Source organism: Streptococcus pluranimalium, from assembly GCF_002953735.1.
Lineage (GTDB): Bacteria > Bacillota > Bacilli > Lactobacillales > Streptococcaceae > Streptococcus > Streptococcus pluranimalium.
The window spans coordinates 773,382-789,366 of record NZ_CP025536.1 but is presented as its reverse complement, the minus strand read 5'-3'; the positions used below and the strand labels follow the sequence as shown (position 1 = coordinate 789,366).

At 39.0% G+C, this 15,985-nt stretch carries 18 protein-coding genes; all 18 read right to left on the bottom strand.

The features are described 5' to 3' along the window. Positions 1–2: 2 nt before the first annotated feature. The 18 genes from C0J00_RS04120 to essC all read right to left on the bottom strand — a co-directional run bounded on the left by C0J00_RS04120 (position 3) and on the right by essC (position 15,978). On the bottom strand, positions 3–293 hold the full coding sequence (locus C0J00_RS04120; protein ID WP_104967690.1) for a DUF4176 domain-containing protein: 291 nt from the start codon (positions 291–293) through the stop codon (positions 3–5). 104 nt (positions 294–397) lie between these two features. Continuing rightward, entirely contained in the window at positions 398–1,063 is a 666-nt protein-coding gene (locus C0J00_RS04115) for a DUF443 family protein (protein ID WP_104967689.1), read from the bottom strand. An 8-nt stretch (positions 1,064–1,071) separates the two neighbouring features. Beyond that, positions 1,072–2,235: a hypothetical protein gene (locus C0J00_RS04110; protein ID WP_104967688.1), complete on the bottom strand. Its 1,164-nt coding sequence runs from the start codon at positions 2,233–2,235 to the stop codon at positions 1,072–1,074. A gap of 308 nt (positions 2,236–2,543) precedes the next feature. Beyond that, positions 2,544–2,750, bottom strand: a complete 207-nt coding sequence (locus C0J00_RS04105) for a DUF4176 domain-containing protein (protein WP_324761708.1) — start codon at positions 2,748–2,750, stop codon at positions 2,544–2,546. Positions 2,751–2,829: 79 nt separating this feature from the next. Further along, on the bottom strand, positions 2,830–3,507 hold the full coding sequence (locus C0J00_RS04100) for a DUF443 family protein (RefSeq protein WP_158667317.1): 678 nt from the start codon (positions 3,505–3,507) through the stop codon (positions 2,830–2,832). Between the two features lie 21 nt (positions 3,508–3,528). Then, positions 3,529–4,170, bottom strand: coding sequence for a DUF443 domain-containing protein (locus C0J00_RS04095; RefSeq protein WP_104967686.1), 642 nt, complete (start codon positions 4,168–4,170; stop codon positions 3,529–3,531). An 85-nt stretch (positions 4,171–4,255) separates the two neighbouring features. Continuing rightward, positions 4,256–4,873, bottom strand: coding sequence for a DUF443 family protein (locus C0J00_RS10705; RefSeq protein WP_407697198.1), 618 nt, complete (start codon positions 4,871–4,873; stop codon positions 4,256–4,258). Positions 4,874–4,909: 36 nt separating this feature from the next. Continuing rightward, positions 4,910–5,152: a hypothetical protein gene (locus C0J00_RS04085; protein ID WP_104967684.1), complete on the bottom strand. Its 243-nt coding sequence runs from the start codon at positions 5,150–5,152 to the stop codon at positions 4,910–4,912. Positions 5,153–5,487: 335 nt separating this feature from the next. Then, complete coding sequence (locus tag C0J00_RS04080; protein WP_104967683.1) at positions 5,488–5,790, bottom strand: DUF4176 domain-containing protein; 303 nt, start codon at positions 5,788–5,790, stop codon at positions 5,488–5,490. Further along, positions 5,790–6,464 (bottom strand): DUF443 domain-containing protein, encoded by a 675-nt coding sequence (locus C0J00_RS04075; protein ID WP_158667316.1) that lies wholly within the window; start codon positions 6,462–6,464, stop codon positions 5,790–5,792. The genes C0J00_RS04080 and C0J00_RS04075 overlap by 1 nt, the downstream gene beginning before the upstream one ends. A gap of 1 nt (position 6,465) precedes the next feature. Next, positions 6,466–7,962 carry a hypothetical protein gene (locus tag C0J00_RS04070; protein ID WP_104967681.1) on the bottom strand — a complete coding sequence of 499 codons (1,497 nt, stop codon included), beginning with the start codon at positions 7,960–7,962 and terminating at the stop codon, positions 6,466–6,468. After that, complete coding sequence (locus C0J00_RS04065) at positions 7,962–8,165, bottom strand: hypothetical protein (protein WP_158667315.1); 204 nt, start codon at positions 8,163–8,165, stop codon at positions 7,962–7,964. Before C0J00_RS04065 ends, C0J00_RS04070 begins: the two co-directional genes overlap by 1 nt. A 7-nt stretch (positions 8,166–8,172) precedes the next feature. Beyond that, on the bottom strand, positions 8,173–8,466 hold the full coding sequence (locus tag C0J00_RS04060; protein WP_104967679.1) for a DUF4176 domain-containing protein: 294 nt from the start codon (positions 8,464–8,466) through the stop codon (positions 8,173–8,175). A gap of 109 nt (positions 8,467–8,575) precedes the next feature. Then, positions 8,576–9,262: a DUF443 family protein gene (locus C0J00_RS04055; protein WP_104967678.1), complete on the bottom strand. Its 687-nt coding sequence runs from the start codon at positions 9,260–9,262 to the stop codon at positions 8,576–8,578. 8 nt (positions 9,263–9,270) lie between these two features. After that, positions 9,271–10,821: a hypothetical protein gene (locus C0J00_RS04050; protein WP_104967677.1), complete on the bottom strand. Its 1,551-nt coding sequence runs from the start codon at positions 10,819–10,821 to the stop codon at positions 9,271–9,273. Next, positions 10,793–11,188 (bottom strand): hypothetical protein, encoded by a 396-nt coding sequence (locus C0J00_RS04045; protein ID WP_104967676.1) that lies wholly within the window; start codon positions 11,186–11,188, stop codon positions 10,793–10,795. Before C0J00_RS04045 ends, C0J00_RS04050 begins: the two co-directional genes overlap by 29 nt. 5 nt (positions 11,189–11,193) lie before the next feature. Further along, entirely contained in the window at positions 11,194–11,553 is a 360-nt protein-coding gene (locus C0J00_RS04040) for a TIGR04197 family type VII secretion effector (RefSeq protein WP_018379622.1), read from the bottom strand. Positions 11,554–11,568: 15 nt separating this feature from the next. Then, entirely contained in the window at positions 11,569–15,978 is a 4,410-nt protein-coding gene (gene essC, locus C0J00_RS04035; RefSeq protein WP_104968829.1) for a type VII secretion protein EssC, read from the bottom strand. Positions 15,979–15,985 lie beyond the last annotated feature (7 nt).

The window sequence follows — 15,985 nt, the reverse complement described above, 5'->3', positions numbered from 1 at the left end:
CACTAATTTACTGTTCCTTTGTTATATTGCTCGCTATTATTATCTAGCCATTCAGTATATAATTCCTGATAGCGAGTTTCTTCGTCATCCTTAAAGCCTTCATAAACAACTTTATCAATATTTTCTTCGTTAAAATATAAGATTTGTTCAGCATCAAGTCCTACTGGGTAAATACATCCTGAGTAATCAAATAAAAGCTTTTCACCAGATTGCTCAAGTAAAGCACCTCTATTTAAGACCATCAGTTTCCGGCTTCCCTCTTTTAAATAAACAATACTTCCTATTGGTAACATCATATATCCTTTCAAAAGTTGAAAATTTTATTAATAACATTGCTGTAGTAGTCATCTATCACTTCTATACATATAATGCATATCTAAATATGATACTTAAAACCTTAATTAACCTTTTTTATATCTATAATTTTATAAAATTGATTAGCTTCTGTACCAAATGCAGCGTTTGCTCCTATAAAGTGAAGGAAAGTTATTGTCATAGTAATGAAGCAGTAAAGAAGATTTCCTGAATAAAGATAATATCCTGCTATAAAAGAAGTAAGTCCCCCCACAATGACAACATATCCTATTAACTGTTTGAAATTGATTCTCTGTGGTTTAAACCTTATATTCACTGGCTGGTATAATTTTGATCCAAGGATAGAAATCATGTGCTTCTTCCTATAAAAATAAAATAAATTTGCTAGGCTATAAGCTAAAATGACACTTACTAACAAGAATAACAGATTTATCCCAAAAGAAAATGTTGTATTAAAATATATTGAAATATCAATATTTTTCAAACGAAACCAATTGTAAATAAATACCCCAAGGCCTGCGCTAAAGGAAGCCGGGATGCTGATATTAGCTGCTCTAAGATTTTTTTGACGAAGTTTAAAAAACTCTTCTTGCGTGATTAAATAAACCTTTTGATGAAAAAACCAATTCAAAGGAGGATAAAGGTAACCTATAAAGTGCTGAGGACTTCTGTCTAATAAATAATATTGTCCATCTAACTCAAACGTTAAATATCGAAAGTTTCCATAAGTAAATTGAATAGTTTCCATATTTCTCCTTAATCAAATGGATTAATAGTACTCCAGCCATCTGAAAACGCATTTCCAATATTATCAGACATATCAGAAGCCCAATTTTTAGTATCTTCAATACCTTTCGACAAAGCTTGACCAACGCTTTTACCCGCTTCATCTAACAATTCTCCTGCTGTATCCAGACCATCTTGAAGACCAAGAAAGTTATTCTCATAAGCTAAATCAAATAGTCTGCTGGCACCCCAAGCCACTCCAAAACTTGCTGCTGCTATTCCTACTACTGTCCATCCAACTGGATTGCTACCAAGTATAGAAGCAGCCATAGATGTGAGACCGGCGGATACACCTGTTCCTACACCCCAACTAACTCCTAAAGATAGTCCATTATGAACTAATGCTTGGCCAACGGTCTTGTCATCATTAACGATGTCGTTATACATGCCAAGTCCAAAACCGAGTCCCGTCAAAATACCGCCGACACCTTTACCAACCGATGCTATGTTCGATCCATGATTGACCAGAGCCTGACCGGCTCCATTCGCAACATCATCAAGCATCACAAAAGCTGTCGAAGTCCCGTCTGCTGCCGTAGTAGCTGGCCCTTTGATCCCTTCAATAACTGAGATTAGCCCACCTAGTCGCTGAATCCCTATACCGAGTTGTTCAATGGCAGTCGCTATAAGATCAAATTCTGTACTATTTTTATCATATCGTTTCTGTGCCTCAGATAAAAATCCATTGATACCATTTAGTAATTCTGGAGATAAGGCAACCTCTGGATGTTTTTCGGCATATTGTAAAACAGTGTCAATATCATTGTGAGTGAATTTCCCTCCATTGGCTATTTTCTCCTGTAGAGAGCGGTAAGCTACTGAGACTTCCTTCTCATACTTCTTCATCTCTTCTTTCAAGATCTGGTTATCAAGGAGTTTAGCGGCTTCTTCCCCATCATCTGAGAATTTAGCGACTGAGGCGTTAATCGTCTTTACCCAAGGCAGCGAGCGACCTTTGATAGTAAGAATGCTGCTGGCTCCCTTAAAGTCGCTCATTACCATCGCAAGACCCTGATCAACCGCCTGTTTTAAAGCAGCTATTTCACTAAAAATCTTAGCAGAAGCCCCATCAAAAGCAAGCAATTTTTCCAATTTCTCTTCCAGCTCATTAATTTTGGCATTGAGACGTGCCATCGATTGACCAGCTCGTAGCTGCGTCTCTTGTTTGGCAATCGGGTCCTTCAGCTTAGACGCACTTTTGAACTGCGCTTCTGCCGACGCTAGTAAGGTTTTCTGATGGGCTATCTGCTCTTCTAAAATTACTAAGTCGTTAGACGTAAATAAATTTTACAATCATTATTTTATCTCAATATACTTTTAACAAAATCATTTTAATAAAAGTACAGGGAGAATATCGTGATTCTGCCTGTATAAATTTGTTATATACGTCTCCCACTATGCCACTATGGTTAAAGAAAAAATACTTTCAGAGATATTTCCTTCTAGTTCACATTCCCCTTCTTATACTTCGTGCCATTTTTTTCTATCCATTGCTCGTATAACTCTTGATAGCGAGTTTCCTCATCATCAAAATAGCCTTCAAAGACAACTTTGTCGATATTTTCTTCATTAAAATATAAAATTTGTTCGGGATTTAATCCTACAGGGTAAAGACATCCTGAATAATCAAATAGCTGATCACCAGTCATTGTTTTACGAATAGGTCCCTATTCATAATCATGACCTTTCGATCTCCATGCGTTAAATAAACAATTGTTCCAATCGGTTTCATTTATGAACCTCCCTTATTTCATAATTACCTGGAATAAATGCAAAAATAGTTTGTAATAAAAAGACAAAAGCGTAAAATAGTCCTAATAATACGATAGATATTATATAGCCATTATTGATAACTGTCTGAAATGCAAAAAATGATAACATTAGTGGTATTAGAAACATAATGATATAAATTAGAAAAGCTTTGAACTTTTTTTCTGGCTTCAAAACAACGTAGATATCCTCGTTAGAATCTAATCGTAAAGTTGATATCAGTTTACCTTGATATTTTTTTATTTTGAAGTAAAAAGATAACAACAACACAAAAACGACAGCAAGTAGACTGCAAAAAGCCATTAAGGAATTTATAGAAAGTGACTCTCTAAATTCTCTAATCATATTTGTAATACCAATAGCTAATATCAAAACTACTGGTCGATTAAAACGTCGACCGCTATGTTGTGGAACTGATTTCTCCAAGTCTATTGATTCATTACTGCCTAAGAGTATCACCCTTAATGGGAAGAACCAGCTCAAAGGAAATAATAGAAAAGAGATAAAAACTTGAAAACAATTTAAAATATATATTTTATCTTCATATGAAACTAGTCGAAAATATTTATGATAAGGGGACCACCTAACAAAACTAATCGACGCCTCTTGATTTTTTTTATTACCATTCAATAGCATCACTCTCTCTCCTATAATCATTTACGATTTGATATCTTTAATGCGATAGCTTCCTTCAACCACTCCTGCAACTGGCAATAGTAATAGATATAAATAACTAGAAAAGAAAATTGCTAATAAACCTGATAATGTCATATTAGAGTAGTAACTTTTTATAACCACAATAATGATAAAAAGAAAGAATATCATCAACATTACTTGAAAGATAATTTTAATCGAAAGCTTTTCAGGTCTGTAATTCAGTTTATAGATATGATGTGAACAATCAATTCCTTTAGATTCAAGTGAATGTCTCAATTTTATTTTTGAAAACAATAAGAGGAGAATACTAACTGCAATCACTAATATTGGAGCTATTAAGGTCAAAAACGATCTATTCAGTGACTCCTGTGGTATCGTCTTAGCTACTACCTGTCCAAATAAGAAAATACCAACAAATTGCAGAAATTGATTTTTGGACTTTTTCGCCTTATTAAAATTGCTATATTGTAATTCCGATATAAGTATTGCAGGTTTAGAAAGAACCCATGAGAATGGAAAAAATAACAAAGATGGCAAATTAGCATGTATCGGAATAAGATAATATTGATTCTCAAATTTACCGGTAACATAGTACATACTATATTTCAAATCATTCATTTTTTTAATATCTATTTTTTTCATTTTTCTAATCCCACTATAGGATGGCTTTTACTAATATTAGGACAACCTGCACATATCTTTTCTTGTTAAACTGTATTCCTCTAAGTCATTTGCTCATCTGATATTGATTGGGATAGAATGCTGATGATACATTCAATAGTATTGAGAAATTTAGCAATATAGCAACTATAAACAAAGTTGTTAGTTTGCCTGTACTCAAAAAACTACTAACTGATAAAATCAAATATATCTGAAAACATAAAACTATAATAAACTGAAGAAAAATAAGCAAATATTTTTTAGTAGGTCTGATGGTTATAAAAAGACCATAAGTTTCTAATTTTTTGTGGTATAAAATTGATTTTTTTACTTTGTATTTTAAATAATACCATATCAAATAAAAAGCCACAAATACGACGAGCAAAGTAAACAATCTAATATAGAAGAAGTTAAGAAATACTTCACTAAACTGTGAGTAGATTGCATTACCAAGCAATACTCCCGATAATAGGATTATTGCTATTGATACTGAATTTTTTTTCTTATTACTAAGTCTAAGATTATCGTATTCATTTTTAGTTATTGGAACTATTTTTACTGGTTTGATCCAATTATAAAAGAAAAAGACTGTTCCTAAAAAAAATTGAAATGTTGAGATGATATAGAATTCTTCATTAATTATTAACGTTCTATAAAATAATGATCCTTTTTGTGTCGGTATCATTTTATCTATTACAAGAAATTGCAAAACATCTCCTCCTTACGTTACCCAATTTTTAATAGACTTCCATGAATCTTGAAAAACATCGCCTATTGCACTCACGCTTTCATCTATGTTATCAGATACAAAGTCTGTTCCATCTTTTACCCATTCAATTTTTTCATAAGCCCCATTAAAAATCATTGCCCCTGCCACACCTACTGTAACCGCTCCAATAGAAATAGGTGCAAATGTTACGCCGACAGCCGATAAAACTACTGTTAAACCTGCTGCTGTTACCATTCCTCCAACATTTCCAGTAACAGCTTCTCCAAATGTTACTTCATCAGATAACCAAGCCTGTACGGCTGATACGCCTAAAGTAATTATTTCATAATATCAGAAATACCCTCATTTGTCACATATGTTCTGATATGAGCAACGTATCGTTCGTAACAACCCCGGGATCAGTATCATTGCTTACTTCAACCATTGTATTATAAACCAACTGAATCTCTTAGTGAAAGTAATTTATAACAAAAATCTTTATCCTTTTGAACATTAAAATAGAGAGAACCGGAACGATTCTCTCTATATATTAGCGATAAGCCACTCGCTACAGTTGATGAAGAGCTCTGTTATTTATCTTTTCCAACAACTTTTCCTTTAGGATAACGACTTCCTTCATCCTCTAGCCATTGTTCATAAAGTTCTTGGAATCGCTCCTCTTCCTCATCCTTATAACCTTCAAAAATGACTTTGTCTATATTTTCTTTGTTAAAGTAGTAAGTCCGTTCAGGATTTATCCCTAAAGGATATAAAGAAGCTGAGTAATCAAATAGAACATTCCTGCCTTGTTCTTCAACCACAACGCTTCGACTGATAATCATCAACTTTTGACTTCCTTCTTGTAAAAATACAATACTTCCAATAGGTAACATTACCTGCTCTCCTTTATTTTGATAACTTTTTCAATTCCCTCAAAAGTTAAAAACTGATTTTGATAAGAATGTGAGATAGGTGGCATGGTCCAACTTGATAAAAATAACACTATTGACCACACGCAATTGATGACCAAAATCGCTCCTTCTGTTCCATTATTTACGTACATGTAAACACAGAAACAAATTAAATTTCCTATTAAAACTATTAAATTCACAGGATTCCTTTTTTTGCTAGTATTAAAAGTAATTTGGTAATGATTGAAATTTTTATCAAGAAACATTTTGGATTTAGCATGAGCTCTAAATAATGACTGCGCCACTATCAGATAAGATATTACTATTGAAACAAAAAATAATACTGTTTTAATTATTATTTGAGAACTTAAATCATAGTTGATAAAAAAAGATTTTAGTAAATCATACCCAATTTTTACAAAAGGTTGAACTATGATTGCAATTACCGTAGTTGATAATGAGACTTTTCTATTATTAATTTCAAATTTATTGTTATTTTTATCAATTTCTGACAACTTGAGCGACACAGTCTTAGGGAGTAGACCCCAATAGTAAGATTTTGATTTTAAAGTACTTAAGTCCATAACAAATTTTCTGTTATCAAATTCAACAACTTTATAACAGCCTATGTTTGACTGTTTAAATTTTAAATCCATATTACCACCCAAAAGCATTTTGAATACTATCTATACCTGATTCAAAGGCATTACCAATATTTTTAATACTATCATCAATAAAATCCCCTGCTTGGTTTGCAGCATCCTGAATACCAAATAAGTTATTATCGTATGCCATACTAACACCAAATCCTACAACAATACCCGCACCAATTGCCCAACCTACAGGATTGGTTGCAATACCTGCAGCGGCTAAAGAAGATACACCCGATAATGCTGATGAACCTGCAGCTAAACTGACAACTCCTGCTTCAACTCCACTAACAATTGTTGTAGTTGCAACTGTTGTGATAGCTGTGTGGACTGCAGCACGACCTACATTTTCATTTTTTAAGTTCATCGCAAAGTCAAATCCCATAAAAACACCACTGACTTTTGATAAGCCAAATACCTTGATTTTAGTTTTAGGAATAAATACTTCAACTTCTTGAGTTAAAGATTTTAAAAAACCATTACCTATAGCTGTCATAAAATCATCAGCATAAGATGAACTATTGAACGACATTTTAGTGTTCTTCCAATAGCCATTAGTAGTGCTATAAGCAGTCCAATAGTCTTCGATATTCGGCATGGTATCATCTAAACTAGACAGAAACGCTGTGAGCCATTCTTCAACTGAGGTGGCTCCTGCACTAATCGAGTATCCTCCAGTATCTGACTCTACAAACTCATTGGCTCTCTTTAATAATTTATCAGGAACTTCCTTAATACCTAAACGTTGAAGAGCAGATAGTGCGACTGTTACATCTTTCGCTGTAATGTCATTCGCATTCTCAATACGCTTTAATACATTTTGGTATACAACTTCAGCGGCTTCTTCCCCATCATCTGAGAATTTAGCGACTGAGGCGTTAATCGTCTTTACCCAAGGCAGCGAGCGACCTTTGATAGTAGGAATGCTGCTGGCTCCCTTAAAGTCACTCATTACCATCGCAAGACCCTGATCAACTGCCTGTTTTAAATCAGCTAGCTCACTAAAAATCTTAGCAGAAGCCCCATCAAAAGCAAGCAGTTTTTCCAATTTCTCTTCCAGCTCATTAATTTTGGCATTAAGACGTGCCATCGATTGACCGGCTCGTAGCTGCGTCTCTTGTTTGGCAATCGGGTCCTTCAGCTTAGACGCACTTTTGAACTGCGCTTCTGCAGACGCTAGTAAAGCTTTCTGATGGGCTATCTGTTCTTCTAAGACCTCTGAATCCAAGCTTTCTGGCGCTACTTCTGACACATAATCGGCTGGGAGTTTAGCGGCTGCTTTGGCAATCCCCTGCGATAAGAGGATACCCCCCTGCATCAATGGCACTAAAATACCTGTCGCATAAGCTTTGGCATTGTCGTAAGCATTCCCAGACAGACGGTCTGATGCTGAAAAAGAACTCAAACTAGTTATAGCAGCCTGGTAACCAGCTACGCGACTAGCACTCATTGAACTAACTGAATTGGCTTGTGCGCTAGAAGCGCCTAGTTCCATTTTTACCATTATCTGCTTCTCCTTTCTCTTTGCGATCTTCCTGCATGACGAGCTGTCTCTCCTTGATAAGGGGCAGCTTCTTCGGTTAATAAGCGCTCTCTGTCTCGACTGAGTGATAACTGATAGGCATCGTAATCATCCTGGTAAAGACTACCGACTTGACGAAACGATTGCTCCAATGCCTCCATATCTAAACGGTCTTGTTCGGACAAGGGCAACTCACTGATTTACTGTTCCTTTGTTATATTGCTCGCTATTATTATCTAGCCATTCAGTATATAATTCCTGATAGCGAGTTTCTTCGTCATCCTTAAAGCCTTCATAAACAACTTTATCAATATTTTCTTCGTTAAAATATAAGATTTGTTCAGCATCAAGTCCTACTGGGTAAATACATCCTGAGTAATCAAATAAAAGCTTTTCACCAGATTGCTCAAGTAAAGCACCTCTATTTAAGACCATCAGTTTACGGCTTCCTTCTTTTAAGTAAATAATACTTCCTATTGGTAACATCATATATCCTTTCAAAAGTTGAAAATTTTATTAATAACATTGCTGTAGTAGTCATCTATCACTTCTATACATAGAGGCAATACATGTCTATTAGAATAAACAATTTTTGTCAAATTTCTGATTCATATTTTGCAAGTTTATCAACAATATAGTACTGCCATTTAACTTGTGGCTGCACAGCGCCAGTTGCTATTAATAGAAAAATAAATATTATTAAAGTAGTTCCGAACCATGAAGGTAAATTTCCTAAGTACATAAAAGCTAGTGAGGAACCAGATACTAACATTGCGGCAAAAATTTGGTTGAATATCATAAAAAGATTAAATCTTATTGACTTTTCAGGTCGAATTTTATAGTAAATAGGACTCTGGATTTTCCTACCTAGCAAATTTTCTATGCTTTTCTTACTAACTAGGTAAACGGACTGTAAAATAAGAAATGCTAATATTAAGCCAATCACTAGTAAAATCCATTTGTTCTGCATTGAAATGTTTGTATTAGGATGTTCAAAAGGATTATAATTTTTCAAACGTGACCAAGAATTGAAAAATACAACTAAACCAACAATTAATGAAGTTGGAATAGTGAATTTACTTGCCTTTGAGTGTTTGAAATTCATTTTGGAATATTCTTCATCTGTAATAGGAAAAACATTTTGATAAAAAAACCAACTTGATGGAATAAAAAAATAAACAAGCAAATGACGAGGGCGCCTATCTAATAGATAATGTTGTTCATCAACCTGAAAGAGAACATAGCGCATATTGCCTTTACTGTAAAATTGAATAGTTTCCATATTTCTCCTTAATCAAATGGATTAATAGTACTCCAGCCATCTGAAACCGCATTTCCAATACTATCAGACATATCAGAAGCCCAATTTTTAGTATCTTCAATACCTTTCGACAAAGCTTGACCAACGCTTTTACCCGCTTCATCTAACAATTCTCCTGCTGTATCCAAACCATCTTGAAGACCTAAAAAATTATTGTCATAAGCTAAATCAAATAGTCTACTCACAGTCCAACCTGCTGCAAGACTAAGCGCTCCCGCTCCAACTGCCACCCAGCCAACTGGGTTTGTAAAAGCAAGACCAACTAATGATGCTGTCCCCCAACTTAGCCCCGTTGACAAGCCATTATGAACTAATGCTTGGCCAACGGTCTTGTCATCATTAACGATGTCGTTATACATGCCAAGTCCAAAACCGAGTCCCGTCAAAATACCGCCGACACCTTTACCAACCGATGCTATGTTCGATCCATGATTGACCAGAGCCTGACCGGCTCCATTCGCAACATCATCAAGCATCACAAAAGCTGTCGAAGTCCCGTCTGCTGCCGTAGTAGCTGGCCCTTTGATTCCTTCAATAACTGAGATTAGCCCACCTAGTCGCTGAATCCCTATACCGATTTGTTCAATGGCAGTCGCTATAAGATCAAATTCTGTACTATTTTTATCGTATCGTTTCTGTGCCTCAGATAAAAATCCATTGATACCATTTAGTAACTCTGGAGATAAGGCAACCTCTGGATGTTTTTCGGCATATTGTAAAACAGTATCAATATCATTGTGAGTGAATTTCCCTCCATTGGCTATTTTCTCTTGTAGAGAGTGGTAAGCGACTGAGACGTCCTTCTCATACTTCTTCATCTCCTCTTTCAAGATCTGATTATCAAGGAGCTTAGCGGCTTCTTCCCCATCATCTGAGAATTTAGCGACTGAGGCGTTAATCGTCTTTACCCAAGGCAGGGAGCGACCTTTGATAGTAGGAATGCTGCTGGCTCCCTTAAAGTCACTTGTTACCATCGCAAGACCCTGATCAACTGCCTGTTTTAAATCAGCTAGCTCACTAAAAATCTTAGCAGAAGCCCCATCAAAAGCAAGCAGTTTTTCCAATTTCTCTTCCAGCTCATTAATTTTGGCATTGAGCCGTGCCATCGATTGACCGGCTCGTAGCTGCGTCTCTTGTTTGGCAATCGGGTCCTTCAGCTTAGACGCACTTTTGAACTGCGCTTCTGCAGACGCTAGTAAAGCTTTCTGATGGGCTATCTGTTCTTCTAAGACCTCTGAATCCAAGCTTTCTGGCGCTACTTCTGACACATAATCGGCTGGGAGTTTAGCGGCTGCTTTGGCAATCCCCTGCGATAAGAGGATTCCCCCCTGCATCAATGGCACTAAAATACCTGTCGCATAAGCTTTGGCATTGTCGTAAGCATTCCCAGACAGACGGTCTGATGCTGAAAAAGAACTCAAACTAGTCATGGCAGCCTGGTAACCAGCTACACGACTAGCACTCATTGAACTAACTGAATTGGCTTGTGCGCTAGAAGCGCCTAGTTCCATTTTTACCATTATCTGCTTCTCCTTTCTCTTTGCGATCATCCTGCATGACGAGCTGCCTCTCCTTGATAAGGGCAGCTTCTTCGTTTAATAAGCGCTCTCTGTCTCGACTGAGTGATAACTGATAGGCATCGTAATCATTCTGGTAAAGACTACCGACTTGACGAAACGATTGCTCCAATGCCTCCATATCTAAACGGTCTTGTGCGGACAAGGGCAACTCACTGATACGATGAAATAGCACTTGTTGGTAGGCCAGATGATTGTCCAAATCTTCTTGCAACTGACGAAAGGTATAGGCTTTTTGTGCTAGCGTTTCCTGAGCTAGAGCATTTGCCTTAAGCCCTTTCTGAATAGTATCTAATGCTTTAGTATCCATAGGCATCACCGAAATAAGCTTGGATTAGGAGAGAAGGTCGGATTCGGCGGGAGAGCAGCACCGTTTTGAGAGAGAAAATCTGAACCATTACGGTCTAGTAACAACATCGAGCTAAGCCTTGTATCTGTACTCTCAAACTCACTAGCCATACCATTAATAATCGTGATAAAAGAGTTGATAGCTGTCGCAATCTCATTACTTTGTGTTTCATCCAAATCAATCGCATCCCCAGCAGACTGATTACCTTTTAACGTTGTGTCACTATCTTTGGTAGCCTTCCCAACGCCTAAGAGTTGGGCGCCACCTTGACTGATACTAGTCGCATGACTAGCGGCTGTATCACTGCTACTGTTGATCAATACCATGTCGTGTTTTCCTTTCTAATAACGTGTCAATTTCAAAGCCTGTGACTGTTTCCTATCATGAAGGTAAGCCACATCAAGTTCTGGTCTAGGTTCACGACTATTATAAACCTTATCCAAGAAGGTTTGGTCATTAAGACGCATTCCCAAGAGAACATACTGCATGCGATCTTTGAGCAGTTTGTTTAAGGCATCAGCTTTGGCTCCTGTAAACTGATAAGGGCTACCAATAATAGCATGCATACCAACACTTGGACCATTCTCCAGCAAGACCGTCATATCTGCAAGGGCAGGATTGGCTTGTCCAACAAAGGCTTCAAAATCTGGAATAATCACTAACCAAGGCTCACGATGCCCTGTCTTCTGGCGCTGGGTAATTTCATAACTTAATTGTTTCATAATATCAGAAATACCCTCATTTGTCACATATGTTCTAACCTGATCAGCGTATTGTTCGTAACTGCCTCTAGCATCTATAAGCATTGTCTTAGTTGCTGAAAGGCTGGTAAAAATGCGTAGAAGATGATGTGTGATAGTTGTAAAGCTATCATCATTATCCGACAAATAAAGCAGGTGTTTGAAGTTGGCTAACGGGATACCAATATGTTCCACGTTGGTCATATCTAGACCGATTGGAAGTTCCCCTTTGGCAAGACCTTCTTGCACACTGTCCCTAGCCAGATAGTCCTCAAACGCCAATTCTTCTGGCACGATTGGGATTGGTTTGGGTAGGGGGCCATCATAGGCTTCTGACATGGCTGTCGCTTCTGCTTTTATCGCGGTTACTTGTGACACGGGGTCATCGCTTTGCGTTGGTAAGGCAGCTTGGAAGACTTCTGGCTCCTCCATACGAAGCAAACCACGACCAGGGAGGTCTTCCATGATATGTTGGTTACGCCCGATGAGGGTTCTTGCTTCACTATCATCTGTCATCTTAAGCACAATACGGGTCTTTAGGTTGGTTTGTAGCCCTGGGCGAATGACCGATTGACGACCTGCCGTTAAAACCAGGTGCATCCCCAGACTACCTCCCTCACGAGAGATCGTTTGGAAGAGATTTTCCAGGTCTTGTCCCTGAGGCATTTCCTTAATCCCATCAAAGTTATCAATCACAATCAAGATGTCTGGCAAGGTCTCCCCACTCACTTGACGGTAGAAGGTGATATTAGAGACCGCATGGCGACTAAAGCGTTTCTTACGATCAGCCATCTCAGCTTTAAAGCGAGTCATAACCTTGGTGAGTTTTTCAGTGTCATCTAACAAGAAGTTATCAGCCACATGCGGCAAGTCTCTGAGCGGCAAGAGCCCGTTAGTCCCAAAGTCAAAGAGATAAACGTGCAAGTGCTCTGGAGTGAGTTGGCGACTGAGGTCCATGACCATGGTTTGAAGGAGGCTGGATTTCCCCATGCCTGGTGCTGAGTAGATGACCAAGTGCCCATCGGTTTCAAAGTGATGACTCACGGCTTCTTGGGTCTGACGGCTGGGAATATCCACAAAACCAATCATCGCTTCTAAAGGACGAAGCCCTTTAGACCAGAAGTCCTTAAAGTGACCAGGACGTAAGCTCTCCACTGGAATCACCTTTTCTAACGGCGGTAACCAAGGTTGTGGGAGGGCTTTGATCCCCATCTCAGACACCAAGGCTTGAATCCCTGAGACAACCGCATCCAGCTCTGAGGGCACTTGACGGATATCGTCAGCTTCTGCCAAGCCTGAGAGGTCTTCGTTGAGAATCTCGTATTGCCCTAGGGCATTGATGGCATAGATGGTATGGTCTTCAATCCCTTGGGCTTCCTTCTCTGGCTGGTAATCAGCCCCTGAGTAGGCTGACTGGAAGAGTTCATAAACTTCATTATTACCAACCTGGAGATAGGCACGACCAGCTTGGGTAATATCTGCCGCATCGGGTGTGCGAAGCATTTCCATAGAGTCCTGACGATCAGCCACCTTAAGTGCCAATTTGAAGCGAGAGTTGGACCAGATCTGATCATTAACGACCCCTGTCGGTTTCTGTGTTGCTAGAATCAAGTGAATCCCCAAGGAACGCCCGATACGGGCTGTGGAAACCAACTCGGTCATAAACTCTGGTTGGTTGGCTTTCAACTCCGCAAACTCATCAGAAATCAAGAAGAGATGAGGCATAGGCTCGCTCACTTCGCCAAGTTGGTACTTCTTCTGATACTGGTTGATATGATTGACATTGGCAGCTGAGAAGAGGCGTTGCCGGCGCTTGAGCTCCGCATTGATGGAAACCAGAGCCCGCATAGACTGGGCACCATCCAAGTTGGTGATGGTACCAAGCAAGTGTGGTAGGTCTTTGAAGAGGTTGGCCATCCCACCACCCTTATAGTCGATGAGGAGAAAGGCCACATCGTGGGGATGGAAGTTAACCGCGAGCGATAAGATATAAGACTGGATGATCTCAGACTTACCAGAACCGGTGGTTCCTGCGACCAGACCATGAGGCCCGTGGGCTTTTTCATGGAGGTTGAGACTAACAATATCACCTTGACCACGTAAACCTAGAGGAACCGCTAAGCTCTTATAAGGGCTATTTTGCGACCAGCGACTTGGTACTGCCAGGTCTTCAAAACGCTCAGCTTCATACATCTCCATAAAAGTCACGCTCTCTGGAATAGATGATTTCAGATTTTGGAGATGGTTGAGCGGTGCTAGCCGTCTGGAAACAGACTCTTTGTCAAAGTCTTCTGGGAAATGGTCCAAAGCAAACGGTGTCTCTTTGAGCGTCCCTTCTTCCATCAAGAACTGTCCTTGATTACGGTCATTGATGGAAACAATGGTTTTAACATTTTCAGAGAGGCTAGAGAGAACGTCTTGGACAAAGACCAGGCTACAGCCAAGAGAGGTAGGGTCCTCGGTGAAGAAATCCATAATCACATGATCCATAATCAAACTCTCATCGGTGACGATAACCACATAATGAGGCGTAAAGAGGGTGGTCTCCCGCCCTTCGGTCTCCTTAGCCGCATTTTGACGACTTTTCAAAATTTGGTTGAGGCTGTTAAGGACTTGGTCACGCGTACGTTGATTATAGACAAAGCCACGCACATTCATTTCTTGAAGCGTCGCATGAGGGAGCCAGCGCATCCAGTCCCACTGCTCTTTTTCCTCCTCTGGCATGATCGTAATAAATTGCACATCATGATAAGAATGGAAGACCGCTAGCTGATGCACCATGAGCTGCAGTTGTTCAATCACCAAGGGTCTTGGCCCAAGGTAGCCGACTGGCCCATGACTAAGATTTGCCTCAATCGGCATCTGTTTGAGGGTTAAATGACGACGATAGAGTTTATATCCCTCAACCTCTAAAGGATCCTTCACACCAGAACGCTCTGTTTTGGAATAAGTCAACTTATGACTGGTTTCGACCTCGCCTAAGCCCAAGCGGTAATACAAGAAATCAAACTGTTGGGGTGTTTTTTCATAAATCCTGTGATCAAAGGTCTTGGTTAAGGCCGCAATAGTCTCTAGATCAGGGTAGTGATAGAATTGCCCCTTACGTTCGCGGTTATCCAATGCCGTCAACTCTTTGGATTTATCCGAAAGGTAGAGATGGTAGGTATTGATACGCTCTTCTAGGTCAAGCTTATACTGTTTACGGTTTTTAAAATAACCAGTGATGGAAAAGGTAATGGTCACCAGACTCATGGCCATGGTGGCGATAATGTAAAGCCCGCGCGGTTGGAAAATCGTAATCAAAGTCATCACACTGATCATAATGATCGGTGGCAAGATTAATTTGACGAGCCCATCTTTGGGTTTATTGGGTTCGTTACCAGGGGCATTGACAGTGACCTTTTCTTCACTCGCACGGTAAATTATCCGGGGTGAGCGATGAAAATCTGGGTAGTTGTCATAAAAATCATAGTCAGAACGAGCCTTCGCTATCAGTTCAGTCTGGAGCTCCTCCTGCCCCCAGAGGTAGAGTTCATCTGGGAAAACTTTCAAGGTCATTTGGTTAAAACTGATTTCAGTTCCAAAGTCCAAATCTTCTAGATGACCATGCCAAACGTGATTATCCAGATAGAGCTGGCCTGAAATAGCATGGAGCTGCCAACTATCTCCCTTTCTTTCTAACTGGAAAGAGACAGGGCTGTCTGCGAGAAAAATATCGCTACCTTTTTGATGACCAACCAAAAGCAGTTGGCGGTCTAAAGGAGATAGAATGGTTGCTTTCCCCGAACTAAGGAAAAAGCTAAGCCCTTCAATTTCTTGCCCCTGCTCAATTAAACCGGATTGTTCCAGATAACTATAGTATAGCTTTCCAGCTTCAGCTTTTAAGATAAATTCTGACTCTAAACATTCAAAAGAGAGACCGTTTTTGGCTTCTCGATCTATGCGAGTACTTTGACCATCCTCTAAGTAGAGGGAATAGCGATATAAGGTGTCATAAATGATAACTTTCATAAGCAAA